This window comes from Cryptosporangium aurantiacum, from assembly GCF_900143005.1.
Taxonomy (GTDB): Bacteria; Actinomycetota; Actinomycetes; order Mycobacteriales; family Cryptosporangiaceae; genus Cryptosporangium; species Cryptosporangium aurantiacum.
Genome location: NZ_FRCS01000007.1, coordinates 180,272 through 197,706, shown reverse-complemented (window position 1 = coordinate 197,706; position 17,435 = coordinate 180,272). Strand labels below are relative to the sequence as shown.

Genomic DNA, 17,435 nt, shown 5'->3' with positions numbered 1-17,435 from the left:
CGAATCCCGGACGAACGAGAGGACGACCCACGATGGTGAGCGCCAAGGACCAGGACGTCGTTGAACTCCTGCTCGACCAGCACAAGCAGATCAAGGCGCTGTTCGCCGAGGTCAAGGCCGCCGACGGCGACGCCAAGCGGACCGCGTTCCGGCAACTCGTCCGGCTGCTGGCCGTCCATGAGGCCGCCGAGGAGCAGGTCGTCCACCCGGCAGCCAGGGACGCCGCCGGGGACGCCGTGATCAAGGCCAGGCTCCACGAGGAGCACGACGCCAAGCGCGTGCTCTCCGACCTGCACGACCTGGGCACCGAGGCAGCCGACTTCGACACCCGGTTCGCCGCGCTGGAGCGGGCGGTGCTGCAGCACGCCACGCGCGAGGAGCAGGAGGAGTTCCCCGCGCTGCGGCGGACGATCGACCCCGCTCGGCTGCGGCGCATGGCCGGTGCGGTGAAGGCCGCGGAGGCGGTCGCGCCCACGCGTCCGCACCCGGCGGCGGGAGAGTCGGCGATCGTCAACCTGGTCGCCGGGCCGCCGCTCGCGCTGTTCGACCGGGCGCGCGACGCGGTCAGCGACTGGAGTCGCGCCGCCCGCGGCTGAACGGCGCGCGAAATGCGCGGACTCCCGCGCGCCGCACATATCTTCCGCTATTCCGAATAGTGAGTCACGCCCTCATCATGTCGTGCGCCGTGCGGTCGGAAAGCCTCCCCGACCAGCACGGCGGTACACCTTAGCTTGCATTAACGAGGTCTTCCGCGTCGTCGCGGCGCTCTTACGATTAAGCCCGCTCGACCAGATCGAGATCTCCAATGATTTCTCAGTGAGGGGGCCGCGACTCATGCCACTGCAGTCGGCGCAGGAGCCGGTGGATAGTCCGGAGCGGGTCGCGTCCATCGAGGTGACCGACCCCGCCGACGTCCGCCGTGTAGTCGGGCGCGTGCCTGCTCTGACGGCCGCGGAGGTCACCGCCCGCTACGACGCCGCCGAGCTCGGTGCCGTCCGGTGGCGCGCCACCAACCCGCTGCAGCGCGCCGAGATCATGGCGCGCGCCGCTGCCGACCTCCGGGCCCGCAGCGCCGAGATCGCCGGCGATCTGGTCGCCGAGATGGGCAAGACGCTCGCCGAGGCGACTGTCGAGGTGACCAAGGCCGCCGACTTCCTCGACTACTACGCGAGCTGGGCACGGCAGCCCTACGGCGAGCTGATCGCCGACGGCAGGCCCGGCACGCAGACCAGCGTCCGCCGCGAGCCGCTCGGCGTCGTCACGCTCGTCACGCCGTGGAACGACCCGCTGCTCACCCCGGCCCGCAAGCTCGCGCCCGCGCTCATCGCCGGGAACGCGGTCGTTCTCAAGCCGGCCTCGGAGACGCCGCTGGTCGCCTACCACCTGGCCCGGAGCCTGGAGACCGCCGGACTGCCCGAGGGCGTACTCGGCGTGGTGACCGGCCGGGTCCGCGAGATCGAAGCGGCGTTACTGGACGACCCGCGGATCGCCGCGGTCTCGTTCACCGGCAGCACCGCGATCGGCCGTCAGCTGCAGCACCGGCTCGCCGGCCGCAACGTCCGGGTACAGACCGAGATGGGTGGCAAGAACGCGACCGCCGTGCTCGCCGACGCCGACCTGGCAGCCGCGGTCAGCACGATCGCCGCCGCCTCGTTCGGGCAGGCCGGGCAGCGCTGCACCGCGACCAGCCGCGTCGTCGTCGACTGGACGGTCGCCGAGCCGCTGATCGCCGGGCTGATCGAGGCCGCGCAGCAGGTGACGCTCGGTCCGGGCGGCGCCGAGGGCACCACGATGGGGCCGGTCGTCAGCGCCCGCCATCGCAGCGAGGTGCTCGAGCACATCGACCGGGCCCGCGGCGAGGGCGCCGTGGTCCGCGTCGGCGGTGGCGCCCCGGACGGTGAGGCCTTCACGCACGGCTGTTACGTCGAACCGACGGTCGTCACCGGCGTGGACGCGCGCCACTCGATCTGGCGCGACGAGGTGTTCGGGCCGGTGATCGCGGTGCGGGTCGTCGAGGGGTTCGACGAGGCCGTGGACGCGGTCAACGACTCGGTCTACGGCCTGGCCGCCGCGGTGTTCACCACGAACCTGCAGCGTGCGTACGAGTTCGCCGACCGCGTCGAGGTCGGCCAGGTGTCGGTGAACCTGCCGACGTCCGGCTGGGACGTCCACATGCCGTTCGGTGGTTTCGGCGACTCCGGTTCGCCGTTCAAGGAGCAGGGCGCCGAGGCGCTGCGCTTCTACACGAAGACCAAGACCGTCGCCGTGCGGTACTCGCTATGAAGGTCGGCATCGTCGGCGCGGGCCTCGTCGGCCTCGCGGTCGCCCGCCGGATCGCCCAGCAGGGCGCCGACGTCGTGGTCTTCGAGAAGGAGACCGACGTCTCCCGGCACCAGTCCGGCCACAACTCCGGCGTCGTGCACGCGGGCATCTACTACACCCCCGGTTCGCTGAAGGCGACGCTCTGCCGGCGCGGCGTCCACCTGCTCAAGGAGTTCTGCGCGGAGCACTCACTCGGCTACTCCGAGATCGGCAAGGTCGTCGTCGCGCGCGACGACGTCGAGATCGGCCGGCTGACCGAGATCGAGAAGAAGGCGCACGCCAACGGCGTGCCCGGCGTCCGCTGGCTGGACGCCGCCGCGCTCCGCGAGATCGAGCCGAACGTCGCCGGTGCCGCCGCGCTGCACTCCCCCACCACCGCGATCGTCGACTACGTGGCGATCGCCCGAGCGATGGCCGACGACGTCCGCACGGCCGGTGGCGAGGTGCGGTTCTCCTCGCCGGTCACCGCGATCGATCCGGTCGGCGGGCGGATCCGGGTCCGGGCCGGCGGTACCGAGGTGACGCTGGACCAGCTGGTGATCTGCGCCGGTCTGCAGTCCGACCTGGTGGCCGAGCTGGCCGGCGACGACCCGGGCCCGGCGATCATCCCGTTCCGCGGCGAGTACTACCGGCTGGTGCCGGAACGCGCCGACCTCGTCAACGGCCTGGTCTACCCGGTGCCCGACCCCGCGTACCCGTTCCTCGGCGTGCACGTCACCCCACGGATCGACGGCACGGTCGACGTCGGCCCGAACGCGGTGCTGGCCACCGCACGCGAGGGTTACCACCGGCGGAACGTGAACCTGCGCGACCTCGGGCGCACGCTGCGCTGGCCGGGATTCCGAAAGCTGGCGCTCCAGCACTGGCGGGCCGGGATCCACGAGATGCGCGGCTCGGTGTCCAAGCGCGCGTTCACCGCGGCCGCCCGCGACTACGTGCCATCGCTGCGAACGTCCGACCTGGTACCGGCGCCGGCCGGCGTCCGGGCGCAGGCCGTGGACCGCGACGGCTCGCTCGTCGACGACTTCCGGATCAGCACGCTCGGGCCGGTCACCGCGGTCCGCAACGCGCCGTCGCCCGCCGCGACGTCCGCGCTCGCGATCGCCGAGCACGTCGTGACTCAAATGCACGACCGCTCGAATTCCTGACTTTCTTCACCCTCGTTCCGCCTAACTGCGAAGGACCACCGATGTTCATCGTCGATTCCCAGATCCACATCTGGAAAGAGGAGTCCTCGGACCGCCCGTGGGTTCCCGGCGCGCGCGAGCGCATCCGGCTCAACGGCCACCGGGAGGACCCCTTCAGCTACGAGGAGGCCCTCGAGCTGATGGACGAGGCCGGTGTCGACCGCGCGCTGATCCTGCCGCCGTCCTGGGAGGGCGACCGCATCGACTACGCCCTCGAGGCGTGCGAGGCGTTCCCGGACCGGTTCGGCATCATGGCCCGCATCCCGCAGAACAAGCCCGACGAGGGCGCTGCCCTCATGCGCGACTTCGCCCAGAACCCGTACGTCAAGGGCACCCGGCTGACGTTCCACCGGCCGCAGGACCGGAACTGGATGATCGACGGGACCAACGACTGGTACTGGCCGCTGGCCGAGGAGCTGGGCATCAAGACGATGGTCCACGCCCCGATCTGGAAGGCCGAGCTCGGTCAGATCGCCGCGAAGCACCCGCAGCTGAAGATCATCATCGACCACATGGGCATCATGGCCCGCTGCGTCGACGACGCGATCGGCTACTGGGTCAAGGAGACCGCTGACCTGCACGAGCACCCGAACATCTACGTGAAGGTGTCGGCGATCCCGGGCTACTCGACCGCGCCGTTCCCGAACCTGAACATCGGCAAGTACGTCCGCGAGATGGTCGACGCGATGGGCCCGCAGCGCTGCTTCTGGGGCACCGACATCACCCGCCTGCTCGGCCACGGCCTGACCTACACCGACACGATCGAGCAGTTCACGAAGCACTTCGACTTCACCGAGGAGGAGCTCGACTACATCATGGGTCGCGGCATCTCCGAGTGCCTCGACTGGCCGGTGCCCGCAGCCGGGAAGCTCGCCCCAGTCGCCGCCGCGGAGAGCGCATGACCGTCGACGGCGGCGAGGCTCTCCTCGCCGCCGCCCGCGACCTCGACGTCGACGTCATCTTCTGTTCCTCGGGGTCCGAATGGGCCCCGGTCTGGGAGGCGCTCGCGCGCCAGCACCGGGACGGCGTGCACGGCCCGCGGTACGTCGACCTGATGCACGAGACGCTGGCCGTCGCGATGGCCACCGGATACGGCCTGGCCACCGGCCGTCCACAGCTGGTGCTGCTGCACACCGTGCCCGGCCTGCTGCAGGGCGCCGTCGGTATTCACGGTGCACTGCTGTCCGGCGCCGGGATGATCGTCGCCACCTCGGAGTCGATCTCCTACGGGGAAACCGCGGTGGACCCGGGCTCCCAGTGGTACCGGAACCTGTCGATCGTCGGTGGCCCGCAGGCCGTCGCGCAGCCGTTCGTCAAGTGGTCGTCGCAGGTCGGCAGCGTGTCGAACCTGTACCAGATGGTGCTGCGCGCCTCCGAGCTCGCGCGCCGCGGCCCGGCCGGGCCGGTGTACCTCAACGTTCCGGTCGAGGTGCTGCTGGAGCCGTGGAACCCGCCGTCGATCGTCGGCAGGCCGTTGGCCCTGCCGGGTTCCCGCGTCAGTACAGAACCCGACCTGCAGGCCGCGGCCCGGCGGTTGATCGCCGCCGAGCGCCCGGTGCTGCTCACCGAGTCAGTCGGACGCCATGCGGACGGTTTCGAGGCGCTGGTCGAACTGGCCGAGTTGCTGGCGATCCCGGTGGTCGAGCCGCAGTCCGCCGTGTGCAGCAACTTCCCTCGGACACACGCGCTGCACCGGGGCGGAAATCCGGAACCGCTCAGCGCGGACGCCGACCTGATCGTGCTGGCCTGCACCCGCGCACCGTGGTATCCGCCGAGCAACCGGCCGGCCGACGCGGAGATCCTGGTCATCGACGACGTGCCGCACCGGCCGCACGTCGACTACCAGGTGCTCGGCGCCGACCAGTACCTCGAGGGCGACGTCGGGCCGACGCTGCGCGCGCTGGTGGCCACGGTCAAGGCGATCGGCGTCGACGAAGGACGCGTGGCCGCTCGTCGCGCGGCCCTCGCACCGGCGCCGCTGCCCGCGCCGTCCGGAAAGCTGGACGCCGCCGCGGTCGTCGACGCCCTGCGGGACCTGATCGACCCGGACGCCGCCGTCGTCGACGAGACGATCACTCACGCCCGGATGGTCTCGCAGCATCTGCAGGCCGACCGGCCCGGCCGGTACAGCTACGTGCAGGGCGGTCTCGGCCAGGGCATCGGCGTCGCGCTCGGCGTCAAGCTGGCCGAACCGGAGCGCGAGGTCGTGCTGACGGTCGGCGACGGGTCGTTCCTCTACAACCCGATCGTCCAGTCGCTGGCGGCGTCGAAATCACTCGGCCTGCCGGTGCTGATCGTCGTCTTCAACAACCAGAAGTACCTGTCGATGCAGCTCAACCACCTGCGGTTCTACCCGGACGGCGCAGCCGTCACCGAGCAGAACTTCCTCGGCGTCGACCTCTCCGACCAGCCGCCACTGTCCGAACTCGTCGCTCCGTTCGGCATGCACGGCACGGAGGTCACCTCGCTGGACGAACTGCGTCCCGCGCTCGAGGCAGCGCTGGCCTCGGTGCGGGCCGGCGTCACCGCGCTCGTCGACGTCCGCGTCGTCCGCTGATACCTGGAGGCCCTCATGCCACCCAAAACACTGATCTCCCACCAGTCCCTGCGGGAGCTGGTCAGCGGCCTCTTCGTCGCGGCCGGGACGTCACGGGAGCACGCCGACACCGTCGCCGACGTGCTGGTCTGGGCGAACCTGCGCGGGGTCGACTCGCACGGCGTCTCCCGGGTCCCCCGCTACCTCGAGCTGTTCGACAAGGGTGAGGCGAACCCCAAGCCGGCGATCACCGTCGAGCAGTTGCGGTCCGCGGTCGCGATCGTCGACGCGGACGCCGCGCCGGGCCCGGTGGCGCTGACCACCGCGATGCACCAGGCCGTGAGCATGGCGCGGTCGGCCGGTATCGCGTGGGTCGCGGTCCGGGGCACCGTGCACACCGGCGCGATCGGGTACTACACCGACTGCGCGGCGCAGTACGGCATGGCCGGGCTGGGCATCGTCGCGGGCGTCCCGAACATGGCCTACCCGGGCAGCACGTCGGCCGCGGTGGCGACGAGCCCGCTGTCGGTGGCGCTCCCGGCGGGCAAGCACCCCACGGTGTTGCTGGACATGGCGACCGCGGTGATCGCGCTGGGTCGCATCGCGCAGTACAAGGCTTCCGGCACGCCGCTGCCCGCGGGTTCGGCGCTGGCCGCGGATGGCACCGAGACGACCGACGCGGCGCTGGCGAAGGTGCCGCTGCCGGTGGGCGGTGCGAAGGGCGCGGGCATGTCGCTGGTGTTCGAGCTGCTGGCCAGTGGTCTGACCGCGAACCCGATCGTCAGCAGCTTCCACGGCGGCACGCCCGAGGGAAAGCGGCACCGCCAGAACGCCGTGCTGGTCGCGGTGGACATCTCGGCGTTCACCCCGGTGGAGCAGTTCCGGAGCGTCGTCGACGAGACCGTGGACGCGATCAAGGGTCTGCCGTCGACCGACCCGAACCGCGAGATCCTGGTACCCGGCGAGCGCGGCTCCCGCACGTTCAACGAGCGCCTCACCAACGGCATCCCGCTGACCGAGAAGCTGCTCGGCAATCTCCGCGCGGAGGCCGAGAAGCTCGGCGCCCCAGTGCCCGCGGGGCTGTAACACCGGCGGTCACACCGAAGACCGGCGACCGGCGGGCCCCATGGAGGGAGCCCGCCGATCGTCCCAGGTTGACCGTCCGCAGGCCTGACGGCGTCACTCGGTCGGCTCACGAGCCTCCCGAAGCGCTGCCCAGGCGTCCGCGACCGGACCCAGATGCCCGAGCTTGTCGGGGTTGTTCAACGTCCGGATCGCCTGGATCTGTCCGTCCAGGATGTCGAGTGACCAGACGCTGAGGATGTCGCCGCTCCGATCGTGGAAGATCGCGCCGGGCTGTCCGTTCACCTCACGCAGCTCCACCCCCGCGTCGATCCGGTCGAACAGCGGCATGAGCGCGGCGAGCACGCCGGCCACGTTCTCGGACCCGACGAAGCGGTCGCCCCACTGCGGCCCCTTGCCCCCAGCGTCGCCGATCAGCGCGACGTCGGCGGACAGCAGGTCCCGCACCCCGTCGACGTCCCCGTCCCGGAACGCGTCGAGGAAACGCGCGGCGAGCTTCTCGCGTTCGGCGCGGTCGGCCTCGTACCGGGGGCGCCCCGAGTCCATGTGGCGGCGTGCCCGCACCATGAGCTGGCGGCAGGCGGCCTCCGAGCGCCCCACCGTGGACGCGACCTCGGGGAAACCGAAGCCGAACACCTCCCGCAGCACGAACACCGCACGTTCGAGCGGGCTGAGCCGTTCGAGGAGCAACAGGGCCGCCATCGACACCGAGTCGGCCAGCTCCGCCGCCCGGGCGGGATCGTCGTACGGGTCGGCGAGCAGCGGTTCCGGGAACCACGGTCCGGCGTACTCCTCCCGCCGGACCCGGGCGGAGCGCAGGACGTCGATCGCGATGCGGGTCACGGTCGTCGAGAGGAACGCCTTGACCGAGTCGGGTTGCGTGGACGAGGCGGCGTACCGGAGCCAGGTCTCCTGGACGGCGTCCTCGGCCTCGCTCACGCTGCCCAGGATCCGGTAGGCGATCGAGAACAGCAGCGGACGCAGATCCTGGAACTCGTCGGGGTTCGGGTCGCTCATCACCAGACGATGCTGCCTCCCTCGCCGAAGAACCCGGCGGTCGGTCCGTCGGCGCCGAGCGTGGCCAGCCGCACCAGTACGGCGGCGCCCTGCGCCGGCGTCAGGAAACCGGTGTGGTTGTTGCTGTCGGTGTCGACGTAGCCCGGCGCGGCCGCGTTGACGAGGATGCCGTCCTTGCGCAGTTCCTTGGCGTACTGCACGGTCAACGCGGTCAACGCGCTCTTGGACGGCGAGTACGCGGCCGACGGCAGCAGCGCCGCGAACGGACCGTCCAGGTCGCTGTTCAGCGTCAGCGACCCCGCGTGGCTGCTGACGTTGACGATGCGCGGCGCCCGTGACCGCCGCAGCAGGGGCAGCACCGCGTTGGTCACCGCGATCACCCCGAAGACGTTGGTCTCGAACACCGACCGGACCATGTCCAGGTCGACGCCGCTGGGAATCTGATCGGTGGCGTCGGCGGGCGAGACCTGCCCGGAGCCGGTGATGCCGGCGTTGTTGATCAGGACGTCGAGGTGGCCGAACCGCTCCTCGATCCACGCGGCGGCCGCCCGGACGACGTCCTCCTCGGTGACGTCGAGCGTGACCGCGTGCACGTCGCCGCCTGCCTCCCGCAGCGCGGCAGCGGCTTCCTCACCGCGCCGCGGATCCCGGGCCCCGATCACGACCGTCATGCCCAGGTCGGCAAGCTGCTCTGCGGCTGCCCGGCCGATCCCCTTGTTCGCGCCGGTGACGAGCGCGACTTGCCGATACGTGTTCTGCTCACTCATGACGAGCTCCTCGCCGCGGGAGGGTGCGTCCCCTCCGATTTCGTCTTCCGGACCCGAGACGAGACAGCCCGGCCCGCTGTGACATGCGCGGCCGGGGCCGGGGCCGGGGCACGCGCCGGTGCCGGGCCTACCTGGTGGTAGGCCCGGTGTGGGCTGGCGTTGTGCGGGTTAGAAGGGCGGCGGCTCGTCGAGGCCGCCCGAGGCCGGTGCGCCTGCGAGCGCGGGCTCCGGTGCGAGGGCCCGCGTCCAGTCCGCCGGCATGTCCAGGGTGTCCGGTTCATCGCTTTGGTCGGGTGGGGCGACGGTGTAGGTGTGGCCGGCGGGGCTGGTCCAGGTGCAGGCCCCGGTGTCGGGGTGGTGGACGAGACCCCAGCCCGCTTCGTCTTTGGCGCGGTGATGGCGTCGGCACAAGGGGACCAGGTTTTTGGTGCTGGTGGGGCCGCCGTCGATGCGGCGGATGTTGTGGTCGAGGTCGCAGCGGTAGGACGGTTGGGAGCAGCCGGGGAACATACAGGTGGGGTAGGTGGCCCGCACCAGCTTGGCGAGCTCCGCGGACGGCCGGTACGTGGTGCGGCCGAGGTCGGTGACCACGCCACCGGGGTCGGTGATCCACTTTTCCCAGCGGCTGTCGGCGGCGAGTTCGCGGGCCATCGAGGGTGGGACGGGTCCGTAGCCGGTGAGGTCGCCGGGGGTGTTCGTGGTGCCGAGCACGGTGGACAGTGGCACGGTCAACGCGATCCGCGGCGGCGCGGCACGGCGTCCGGCCAGCACGGTCCGGACCAGCGCCGACATCTCAGCATCGGACGCCTGGCCAGCGCCGGCCGCCGCCCGGCCCGCGGGGGTGCGGCCGCCGGACGCCCGGCCGCCGGACGTCCGGCCCGCGGGCGCCCGACCACCGGACACCGGGCCCGCGGGGGTCCGGCCATCGCGCGCCCGGCCACCGGACACCGGGCCCGCGGACGTCCGGCCGGGGGCCGCCTCGCCATCGGGCGTTCCGCTGTCGGGTGTCTCACCGGCGGGGTCGGCGCCGAGGTCGTCGAGCCCGCCTGAGCCGAAGCGGGTCGCGGTGAGCACGCCGAGTTCGGCCAGAGCCACCAGCGCATCAGCGCGGCGCTGGTCGATGGTGCGTGTGTCGTCGCCGGACCGGACGCGGCCCGAGAGCTGGTCGATGTTCGCGCGCAAACGGGCCGCGGCGTCGGCGGGCAGGATGGCGCGCATCTCGGCCATCCCGTCGGGCAGCGGGGTGAACTCCACCCGCCGACCCTTCCGCGCCTTCTTGTGCCGCTCATCGGCGCCCGCCGGATCCGCCTTCGCGACCTCCTTGCGCGCCTGACGCGCCAACTGCGCCGGTGTCTTGCGCTCAGCCGCATCCAACAAGCGGGCTTCCACGGCGGCGGCCGTCTCATCGTCCAAAGGCTCAAGAGCGTGAACGATCTCCGCGGCGTGCCGGTAGGTGATCAGACCGGCGGCGAGGGCCTGGCCGGTGAGCAGGCATCGGCCGCGCAGCGCGCGGGCCACCTCGAGGCGGTCAGCGGTAGCCAGGCCGGACCAGCGCAGTCCGGCGGCGATCTCCTCCCGGCCCCAGTCCTCGTCGCTCACACCGGACCATTGCCCGGCGACCTGCAGCACTGCATCGTCGAGCCGAGACTCCACCCACGCCGAGACCCGCTGCCACGCTCGCGCGACGAGCACCTGCTCGCTCGCGTCCGGAAGTACCTCTCGGACCCCGGCCTCGTCGATCTCCCGCCGCCGCACCGGGCCCAGCCCGGCGAGTACGGCAATCAGTTCCGGCCCGGGGCATACCCCGTGGAGCCGCGCACCCACTCCGCCTTCACTCATGCCAATGACTGTCGCACACCGGTACGACAAAATGCCGGTCGTCCACAGGCGTGGCGCCCTCGCGCCCGACGCTGTGCACAACCCACCGGCCGCGCCCTTACTGCGGTAAGCGGCTACCCACCCCGGTTTACGGCGCTTGTGCCCGAGACGGCACGATCGAGGGCAACTGTCCTACCGGGAGGAGCACCAGAATGACCGAGCTGCGGGCCAGGACGCCGGACGAGGCCTATCTGTTCGTCGAGCTTCTCCTCGGCCGGGAGGAACCGGTCGATCTGCACCGCGTGACCGGCCTGGTCCTCGACACGGAGCGGCCGGTGGTCCGGGTCAACGGCCTGCACGCCGGCCACCACCACGAGTTCGACATCGCCCTGCCGCCGATCTCGCACGATCCGGTGATCCCCGGCGAGCTCTACGGCACGGGCCGCACGCCGTCCTCGCTCATCGACGCCGGACAGTGGCGAGCCGTCGAGCTGTGGGCGTGCTCCACCCTGGACCAGCTGCTCGCGCAGGTCGGTGGCCGCGGACTCGACCGGACCGCGGTCGAGGACATCGGATACCACGTCGACACCGCGTACTCCGCGCTGGCCGAGATCACCAAGTTCCTGCCGCAGGGAGCCGCCGAGGTCCCGGCGGAGGCGTTCTGGACGACCGACGGGTTGGCGATCCGGGGAAGCCAGCCGGACGCGTTCCGCCGCGAGCGGATCCTCGCGGACGAGGAGCACTACCGCGGCATGGGTGAAGAACTCTCAGCCCGTCAGGGGCAGCTCGGGGACGCTGCCGGACCGCCGGTCGAGGCGATCGGCGGCCTGGCGCGAGCGGAGATCTACAGCTCGTTGCCCCAGAAGTAGCGGGCAGCCATCTCGACCAGCTGCAGCTTCCGGTGCTGCTGGTCGACGGTCAGCCCGGCCGAGGGAGAGAACGCGCCGTTCGTCGAGATCGCGATGTCGTCGATGTGCAGGATCTCGGCCGCGGCGTCCACCCGGGCGACGAGGTCGTTGACGTCCTCGGGCTCCGGGGTGGACACGTCCACCAGACCCAGCGACACGACCAGCCCGCCGACGAGCGGCTCCAGCGGGAACGGCGCCGCCGCGGTGTGCTCGACGCAGAGCCGTTCGAACGGCTGCGCACCCACGAACCACTCGACCTCGGAGTAGCCGCCGCTCACCGCCCCGCCGGTGGTGATGTCGAGGCCGACCCGGAAGTTCTCCGGGGTCTCGAGCCCGTCCAGCACGGCAGCGTCGATCGCGAGCGACCGCCGCAGCACCGCGGACGCGTCGATGCCCAGCTCGGCGGCCCGGGCCCGGCCCGAAGCCGAGAGCAGGTGGCCGTAGAGCGGGTTGGTCAGCAGCACGTACATGATGCCGTCCGCCGCGACCGCGGCGATCTCGTCCCGGATGACGCCCGCGAGCGCTGCCGCATCCGACTCGGACGCGTCCCCGAGCAGCGCCACCAGCCCCGGCGCGGGCAGCGTCAGCATCGTCGAACGCTGGACGCCGGCCAGCAGGAAGTCGGTCTCGTGCTTGGTCAGCCGGCCGTGCGCGACCGGCGTCCCGACCAGCGGGCGCCGCTCGGCCACCTCGTCCGATCCGAGCAGCTCGCCGAGCGGCCCCGGAGAAACGGCGTCCCCGAACCCGTCGACGCCGTTGTAGACCACCGACAGGCGGTGCGGACGCCGGAACTCGCCGTCGGACAAGCCGAGCAGGGCCAGCCGCCGCTGCTCCAGCAGGGCCGCGCTGATCGCGGCGTCCTCGGCCGCGGTCAGCTCGGCGTCGGAGACGCCCGCGGCCCGGGCGTCGACCAGCGCGGGCGGCGGCAGCAGCCGCGCGTGGTGGTCGATGTGGTACTTGAAGTCGTCAGCCATGTCAGTGCGCTCCCGAGGCCAGGCCGGCCCACGCCGGGAAGTCGGTGGCGAAGCCCGCCGAGGCGACGATCGACTCCGCGATCTTCTCGTCCTCGGCGGGGCTGCCGCCGGAGATGCCGACGCCGCCGAGGATCTCGCGGCTCGAGTCTTTACCTGCGAGCGGGTATCCGCCCAGCGTGGCGACGATCGGCTGGTGCCCCATCCGGGCGACCTGGCTGAAGAACACCGGGTCGCTCTTCGCCCAGCCCTCGAGCATGTGCGTCGGGCGCTGCATGACCGCGGCCGAGTACGCCTTCGACAGCGCGATGCTCGGGGTCATCGGGCGGGCGCCGTCCATCCGTTCGGTGAGGATGACGTAGCCGCCCGCGTCGACGACCGATATGCTCAGCGCTTTACCGAGCGACTGAGCCTGCCGCTTCGCGTCCTCGACGAGGGCGCGGGCAACGTCCAGTGAGACGCCGTTCATGCGGGAACTCCTGTGAAGACGCGAGAGAGGAAACGGTCGAGCGCCGCGTTGAACAGCTCCGGCGCCTCCCAGTACATGGAGTGCGGTGCGTCCGGGACCAGCTCCAGCACCGAACCCGGCACCTTGGAAGCGGCGCGGCGCACGGTCGTGCCGGACAGCACGGCGTCCAACTCACCGGCGAGGAAGCAGATCGGCAGGCCGGACGCGACCACGGCCTCGATCGTCGGACCGTCGCTGTTGAGGTTGCGCAGGTCGGCCATGGTCGCGGTGTTGAACGTGCCCTGCTGACGGAACAGGAACGTCTTGGCCGGGTCGGCCGCGCGGAACGCGGGCGTCAGCAGCCGGTCGATGACCGGGAGCTTGACCGCCTCGGCGCGGTCGGCCGCGACGAGCGCGGAGAGCTCCGCGTCGTCGATGCCGCCGAGCGAGTGCGCGAGCACGACCCCGGCGGCCAGCGACGGCTCCCGGAGCGCGGCCTTCAGCGCCGCGGCCGCCCCGATCGACTGCCCCAGCAGGACGGCGGGGCCCACGGACGCGGCCCGGAGCACGGCGAGGACGTCGTCCGGGAAGGCCCGGCTGTCGAACTCGTCGAACGAAGAGTCCGAGTTGCCGAAGCCCCGCAGGTCGAGCGTGACGACCGTGTACCGGTCGCTGAACGCCGGCACCTGCTGCCACCACGCGGCGTGATGGCCACCCGAGCCGTGCACGAACACCACGGCCGGGCCGCTGCCGTGCGTCTCGTAGTAGATCTTCGTGCCGTCCTCGGCGGTGGCGAACATCAGCCCTCCGCCACGGCAGGCTGGAGGTTCGGCGCGCCGTCGATCGGCTTCCGACGGTGGTGGTAGACCAGCTCGATCATCGTGTGGTCCGGGTCGTGGATGTAGCAGAACTTCGACTGGTTCTCCGGCCGCTCGATCGGCCGGGTGTGCCGGATGCCGAGCTCCTTGAGATGGGCCAGGAACCCGTCCCAGTCCTCGACCTCGACCGCGAAGTGGTACGGCGCCATCCGGTCCATCGTCTCGACCGGGGTGAAATGCAGGTCGAAGTCACCGCGGGTCATCAGGACGACCTTGGTGTTGCTCTTCGGCGTCACGTTCTTCATGCCGAAGACCTTCGTGTACCACTCTTTGGTGCGCTCGGGATCGGTGGTCGGGAAGTTGACGTGGTGAATGTAGGCGGGGCGGTTACTCATGACTCCTCCTGCACGATCGGATTCTGCAAAGTCCCGATGCCGGTGATCGAGATGCCCAGCGTGGTGCCGGGCTTCAGGGGGACGACCGCGTCGGTTCCCATCCACAGCACGTCGCCCGGGACGAGCGTGATGTAGCGGGAGATCTCGACCAGGTAGTCGTACGGGTCGAAGATCATCGCTCCGGTCGTGAAGTGGGCGACCGTCTCGCCGTCCACGGTCACGGTCGTCGACGCCGTGAGCGGGTCGGCGTCGGTCTCGATCCACGGACCCATCGGCTTGAACGTGTCGCTGTTCTTCGCACGCCAGAACGTCCGGTCGGAGTGCTGCCAGGCACGGGCGCTGACGTCGTTGCCGATCGTCCACCCGAAGATCCCCGCTACGGCCTCGTCCCGCGAGCAGCGGCGCAGCCGCGCACCGACCACCGCCACCAGCTCGGCCTCGGCCTCGAACCGCCCGGTGCAGTCGGCGGGTTTGACCACCGGGGCGCGGTGCCCGATCAGCGCGCTGTTGGCGCGATAGCCCACCTCGGGCCGGTCCGGCATGGTCGCGTTCGCGTGCGCGACGTGGGCGGCGTAGTTCAGTCCGACCGCGTAGAACGTCGGCGGCACCACCGGTGGCTGCAACCGCACGTCGGCCAGCGGGATCCGTTCCCCGGTGCGCCGGTACTCCCCGAACGGGCTTCCGGAAACCGGGAAGACGAGATCGTCCTGGATCAGCGCGAACCGGTCGAGGACCCGCGCCCATCTCATAGGACCAACTTGTGGGAGACGCGTTTGGTGATCAGGTAGCCGTCGAGGCCCTCCGAGCCGCCCTCCCGTCCGTAGCCGCTCTCCTTGAACCCGCCGGACGGCGCGATCGGGACCGACCCACCGGCGTGGTTGATCGAGAGGATCCCGGCTTCGAAGCGGTCGATGAGCCACTCGGCCCGGTCAGCACGGTGGGTGAAGCCGTAGGCGGCCAGCCCGTAGGGCAGGCTGTTCGCCCGGTCCATCACCTCGTCGAGGTCGGTGTACGGGAGGATCGGCGCAACCGGCCCGAACGGCTCCTCGGTGAGGAGCGCGGCGTCCGGGGGCACGTCGATCAGGACGGTCGGTGCGTAGAAAAAACCGGGCCGGTCGAGCGCGTGCCCCCCGGTGAGGACCTGTGCCCCGGATTCCGAGACCAGCCGGTCGACCGCCTCGCGACGGCGGGCGTTGGCCAACGGCCCCATCTGGACGCCGGGCTCGAGGCCGTTGCCGACCACCACCGCCTCGGTCGCGGTCACGAACGCCTGCACAAAAGCGTCGTGCTGCGACTCGTGGACGAAGAACCGGCTCGGGGACGTGCAGACCTGGCCGGCGTTCGTGAACTTGGCGCGCACGCACGCCTGAGCGGCGGCGACCGGGTCGACGTCGTCGCAGACGATGACCGGCGCGTGGCCGCCCAGCTCCATGATCGCCGGCTTCATGAACGACCCGGCGCGCGCCGCGAGCAGCTTGCCGACCGGGACCGAGCCGGTGAACGCGACGAAGCGGATCGTCGGCGAGGCGATCAGGTGCTCGGAGACCTCGGCGGGCACCCCGAAGACCAGGTTCAGCACGCCGGCGGGCAGACCGGCGTCCTGGTAACACCGGGCCAGCAGGACCGCGGTGGCCGGCACCTCCTCCGACGCCTTGAGGACGATCGAGCACCCGGCGGCGAGCGCGGCGGCGATCTTCCGGTTCGGGCCACCGGCGGGGAAGTTCCACGGCGTGAACGCGGCGACCGGCCCGATCCCCTCGCGGACCACCCGCAACGACTCGCCGGGGCCGGTCGGGATGATCCGGCCGTAGGCGCGGCGGCCCTCCTCGGTGTCCCAGTCGAGCAGCGCGGCGGCGCGGCCCGCCTCGCCGGTGGACTCCGTCAGCGGCTTGCCCTGCTCGAGCGTCATCGCCCGGCCGATCTCGGCGGCCCGCTCGCGCATCAGGTCGGCGGCCCGGTGGAGGATCGCGGTGCGGCGCAGCACCGGGGTGTCGCGCCAGACCCGCCAGCCGCGGGCGGCGGCGGCCAGCGCCCGGTCGAGGTCGGCGGCGGTGGCGAGCGGGACGTGCCCGAGGACCTCCCCGGTGGCCGGGTTGATCACCGGCTCGGTGCGGTCGCCGCTGCCCGCCGTCCACTCGCCGTCGATGTAGAGCGCCGGCGACGGATACCCGGTGGCGGCAGCGGTCTCGGATAGAGCGGTACTCACGATTCGGCCTTCTCCCGGTTGCTACGGAGGGTCCAGAGGTGATGCGGTGGGGTCTCCTCGTGCACGCGCTCGCCGTAGGAGGCGTCCACCCGGTCCATGTCGGCGGCGTACTCGACCCGCCCGCCGCAGGGGGCGTGGAAGAACCGGAAGACGTTCGACCCGACCGTGTGGCGACCCAGCCGGCGCGCTTCCTGCCAGCCGGCCTCGATCATCTGGTTGCCGCCGACGATCACCTCGTCGAAATTGCGGACCTCGTAGGAGGTGTGGTTGATGCCCGCCCGGTCGGGGCGGTGGCAGAGCAACAGATTGTGCTGGTCGTCGTCACCCTCGCACTGCATGAAGGTGCCCATCTTGAGAACGCGGTCGGTGGCCCGGAAATGGAGCCGGTCGAGGTAAAAGTCGGTCGCCTTCTCCCGGCCCTCTTTCGGAATGTTGAGAGCGACGTGGCAGATCCGAAGTGGCCGGACGGTCGGCGTCGGCTCGAGGCCTTTGTTCCACCGCTGGACGTTGCCGTACGCATTTGTCGCGAACGTCGTCGAGTCGAGTTCCACCGGCGCCGCGACCGCTAGTCCGAGCCCGAAACCGGTCTCGTCCAGCGTGTGCGCGACACCGTTCTCGTCGACCGTGACAGGGCGGTCCGTGCGCAGATCGTCGATGAGGGCGTCGAGCGAATCCTGGCTGTCGACGCCCCAGACGACCTCGCGGATCGTGGGGCCCGGCTCCAACCCGGCGGGCAGCGACGGGTCGTCGATCGGCCGCAACTCGACCACCTGACCGGTCAGCGTGGTCAGCTCGGTCTCGCTGCGGCGCAGCAATCCGAAATCCTCGAAGAAACGCGCGCACGTGGGGATGTCATCCACCGCGTAGACGGCACGTTCGATCCGAAGAATAGTCACGGGGGCGCACTCCTCATCCGGATTTTTTTCACCCTATGACGGGCAGTTGATCAGCCTCAACGG

Annotated in this window: 17 protein-coding genes; 7 read left to right on the top strand and 10 right to left on the bottom strand. The window is 71.2% G+C overall.

Annotated features, from left to right (window positions below):
- The first annotated feature begins 32 nt into the window (after window positions 1–32).
- The 6 genes from BUB75_RS23785 (at window position 33) to BUB75_RS23760 (ending at window position 7,131) form a co-directional block, all read left to right on the top strand.
- Window positions 33–596 carry a hemerythrin domain-containing protein gene (locus BUB75_RS23785; protein WP_143175368.1) on the top strand — a complete coding sequence of 188 codons (564 nt, stop codon included), beginning with the start codon at window positions 33–35 and terminating at the stop codon, window positions 594–596.
- Window positions 597–834: 238 nt separating this feature from the next.
- Window positions 835–2,283, top strand: a complete 1,449-nt coding sequence (locus BUB75_RS23780) for an aldehyde dehydrogenase family protein (RefSeq protein WP_073260002.1) — start codon at window positions 835–837, stop codon at window positions 2,281–2,283.
- The gene (lhgO, locus tag BUB75_RS23775) at window positions 2,280–3,470 is read left to right on the top strand and encodes an L-2-hydroxyglutarate oxidase (RefSeq protein ID WP_073260001.1); all 1,191 of its coding nucleotides are present in this window, start codon (window positions 2,280–2,282) and stop codon (window positions 3,468–3,470) included. Before BUB75_RS23780 ends, lhgO begins: the two co-directional genes overlap by 4 nt.
- Before the next feature lie 41 nt (window positions 3,471–3,511).
- Window positions 3,512–4,411, top strand: a complete 900-nt coding sequence (locus BUB75_RS23770) for an amidohydrolase family protein (protein WP_073260000.1) — start codon at window positions 3,512–3,514, stop codon at window positions 4,409–4,411.
- Window positions 4,408–6,066: a thiamine pyrophosphate-dependent enzyme gene (locus BUB75_RS23765; RefSeq protein ID WP_073259999.1), complete on the top strand. Its 1,659-nt coding sequence runs from the start codon at window positions 4,408–4,410 to the stop codon at window positions 6,064–6,066. Before BUB75_RS23770 ends, BUB75_RS23765 begins: the two co-directional genes overlap by 4 nt.
- Before the next feature lie 15 nt (window positions 6,067–6,081).
- Window positions 6,082–7,131: an Ldh family oxidoreductase gene (locus tag BUB75_RS23760; RefSeq protein ID WP_073259998.1), complete on the top strand. Its 1,050-nt coding sequence runs from the start codon at window positions 6,082–6,084 to the stop codon at window positions 7,129–7,131.
- A gap of 93 nt (window positions 7,132–7,224) precedes the next feature.
- Here BUB75_RS23760 and BUB75_RS23755 read toward each other — a convergent pair whose 3' ends face one another.
- The 3 genes from BUB75_RS23755 to BUB75_RS23745 all read right to left on the bottom strand — a co-directional run bounded on the left by BUB75_RS23755 (window position 7,225) and on the right by BUB75_RS23745 (window position 10,751).
- Window positions 7,225–8,145 (bottom strand): RNA polymerase sigma-70 factor, encoded by a 921-nt coding sequence (locus tag BUB75_RS23755; protein WP_073259997.1) that lies wholly within the window; start codon window positions 8,143–8,145, stop codon window positions 7,225–7,227.
- The gene (locus tag BUB75_RS23750) at window positions 8,145–8,912 is read right to left on the bottom strand and encodes an SDR family NAD(P)-dependent oxidoreductase (protein ID WP_073259996.1); all 768 of its coding nucleotides are present in this window, start codon (window positions 8,910–8,912) and stop codon (window positions 8,145–8,147) included. The genes BUB75_RS23755 and BUB75_RS23750 overlap by 1 nt, the downstream gene beginning before the upstream one ends.
- A 168-nt stretch (window positions 8,913–9,080) precedes the next feature.
- Window positions 9,081–10,751, bottom strand: a complete 1,671-nt coding sequence (locus tag BUB75_RS23745; RefSeq protein ID WP_084741630.1) for an HNH endonuclease signature motif containing protein — start codon at window positions 10,749–10,751, stop codon at window positions 9,081–9,083.
- 191 nt (window positions 10,752–10,942) lie between these two features.
- Here BUB75_RS23745 and BUB75_RS23740 point away from each other — a divergent pair, with 191 nt between their 5' ends.
- A complete protein-coding gene (locus tag BUB75_RS23740) occupies window positions 10,943–11,599 on the top strand; it encodes a hypothetical protein (protein ID WP_073259994.1) in 657 nt (218 codons plus the stop codon).
- Here the strand turns inward: BUB75_RS23740 and BUB75_RS23735 are convergent.
- The 7 genes from BUB75_RS23735 to BUB75_RS23705 are packed head-to-tail and all read right to left on the bottom strand — an operon-like array spanning window position 11,575 to window position 17,372.
- Window positions 11,575–12,612: a uroporphyrinogen decarboxylase/cobalamine-independent methonine synthase family protein gene (locus tag BUB75_RS23735; protein WP_073259993.1), complete on the bottom strand. Its 1,038-nt coding sequence runs from the start codon at window positions 12,610–12,612 to the stop codon at window positions 11,575–11,577. The two genes, BUB75_RS23740 and BUB75_RS23735, sit on opposite strands and share 25 nt — an antisense overlap.
- Before the next feature lies 1 nt (window position 12,613).
- Complete coding sequence (locus BUB75_RS23730; RefSeq protein ID WP_073259992.1) at window positions 12,614–13,078, bottom strand: GlcG/HbpS family heme-binding protein; 465 nt, start codon at window positions 13,076–13,078, stop codon at window positions 12,614–12,616.
- The gene (locus tag BUB75_RS23725) at window positions 13,075–13,857 is read right to left on the bottom strand and encodes an alpha/beta fold hydrolase (protein ID WP_073259991.1); all 783 of its coding nucleotides are present in this window, start codon (window positions 13,855–13,857) and stop codon (window positions 13,075–13,077) included. The genes BUB75_RS23730 and BUB75_RS23725 overlap by 4 nt, the downstream gene beginning before the upstream one ends.
- On the bottom strand, window positions 13,857–14,270 hold the full coding sequence (locus BUB75_RS23720; RefSeq protein WP_073259990.1) for a VOC family protein: 414 nt from the start codon (window positions 14,268–14,270) through the stop codon (window positions 13,857–13,859). Before BUB75_RS23720 ends, BUB75_RS23725 begins: the two co-directional genes overlap by 1 nt.
- Window positions 14,267–15,019, bottom strand: a complete 753-nt coding sequence (locus BUB75_RS23715; RefSeq protein ID WP_073259989.1) for a fumarylacetoacetate hydrolase family protein — start codon at window positions 15,017–15,019, stop codon at window positions 14,267–14,269. The genes BUB75_RS23720 and BUB75_RS23715 overlap by 4 nt, the downstream gene beginning before the upstream one ends.
- Entirely contained in the window at window positions 15,016–16,476 is a 1,461-nt protein-coding gene (locus BUB75_RS23710) for an NAD-dependent succinate-semialdehyde dehydrogenase (protein ID WP_073259988.1), read from the bottom strand. Before BUB75_RS23710 ends, BUB75_RS23715 begins: the two co-directional genes overlap by 4 nt.
- Entirely contained in the window at window positions 16,473–17,372 is a 900-nt protein-coding gene (locus BUB75_RS23705) for a VOC family protein (RefSeq protein WP_073259987.1), read from the bottom strand. The genes BUB75_RS23710 and BUB75_RS23705 overlap by 4 nt, the downstream gene beginning before the upstream one ends.
- Window positions 17,373–17,435 lie beyond the last annotated feature (63 nt).

Excerpts from the sequence above, each read along its gene's own strand:
- BUB75_RS23785 (WP_143175368.1), top strand. The coding sequence starts at position 33 with ATGGTGAGCGCCAAGGACCAGGACGTCGTTGAACTCCTGCTCGACCAG.
- lhgO (WP_073260001.1), top strand. The coding sequence starts at position 2,280 with ATGAAGGTCGGCATCGTCGGCGCGGGCCTCGTCGGCCTCGCGGTCGCC.
- BUB75_RS23725 (WP_073259991.1), bottom strand. The coding sequence starts at position 13,857 with ATGTTCGCCACCGCCGAGGACGGCACGAAGATCTACTACGAGACGCAC.
- BUB75_RS23715 (WP_073259989.1), bottom strand. The coding sequence starts at position 15,019 with ATGAGATGGGCGCGGGTCCTCGACCGGTTCGCGCTGATCCAGGACGAT.
- BUB75_RS23745 (WP_084741630.1), bottom strand. The coding sequence starts at position 10,751 with ATGAGTGAAGGCGGAGTGGGTGCGCGGCTCCACGGGGTATGCCCCGGG.
- BUB75_RS23735 (WP_073259993.1), bottom strand. The coding sequence starts at position 12,612 with ATGGCTGACGACTTCAAGTACCACATCGACCACCACGCGCGGCTGCTG.
- BUB75_RS23760 (WP_073259998.1), top strand. The coding sequence starts at position 6,082 with ATGCCACCCAAAACACTGATCTCCCACCAGTCCCTGCGGGAGCTGGTC.
- BUB75_RS23750 (WP_073259996.1), bottom strand. The coding sequence starts at position 8,912 with ATGAGTGAGCAGAACACGTATCGGCAAGTCGCGCTCGTCACCGGCGCG.
- BUB75_RS23730 (WP_073259992.1), bottom strand. The coding sequence starts at position 13,078 with ATGAACGGCGTCTCACTGGACGTTGCCCGCGCCCTCGTCGAGGACGCG.
- BUB75_RS23755 (WP_073259997.1), bottom strand. The coding sequence starts at position 8,145 with ATGAGCGACCCGAACCCCGACGAGTTCCAGGATCTGCGTCCGCTGCTG.
- BUB75_RS23780 (WP_073260002.1), top strand. The coding sequence starts at position 835 with ATGCCACTGCAGTCGGCGCAGGAGCCGGTGGATAGTCCGGAGCGGGTC.
- BUB75_RS23765 (WP_073259999.1), top strand. The coding sequence starts at position 4,408 with ATGACCGTCGACGGCGGCGAGGCTCTCCTCGCCGCCGCCCGCGACCTC.
- BUB75_RS23740 (WP_073259994.1), top strand. The coding sequence starts at position 10,943 with ATGACCGAGCTGCGGGCCAGGACGCCGGACGAGGCCTATCTGTTCGTC.
- BUB75_RS23720 (WP_073259990.1), bottom strand. The coding sequence starts at position 14,270 with ATGAGTAACCGCCCCGCCTACATTCACCACGTCAACTTCCCGACCACC.
- BUB75_RS23770 (WP_073260000.1), top strand. The coding sequence starts at position 3,512 with ATGTTCATCGTCGATTCCCAGATCCACATCTGGAAAGAGGAGTCCTCG.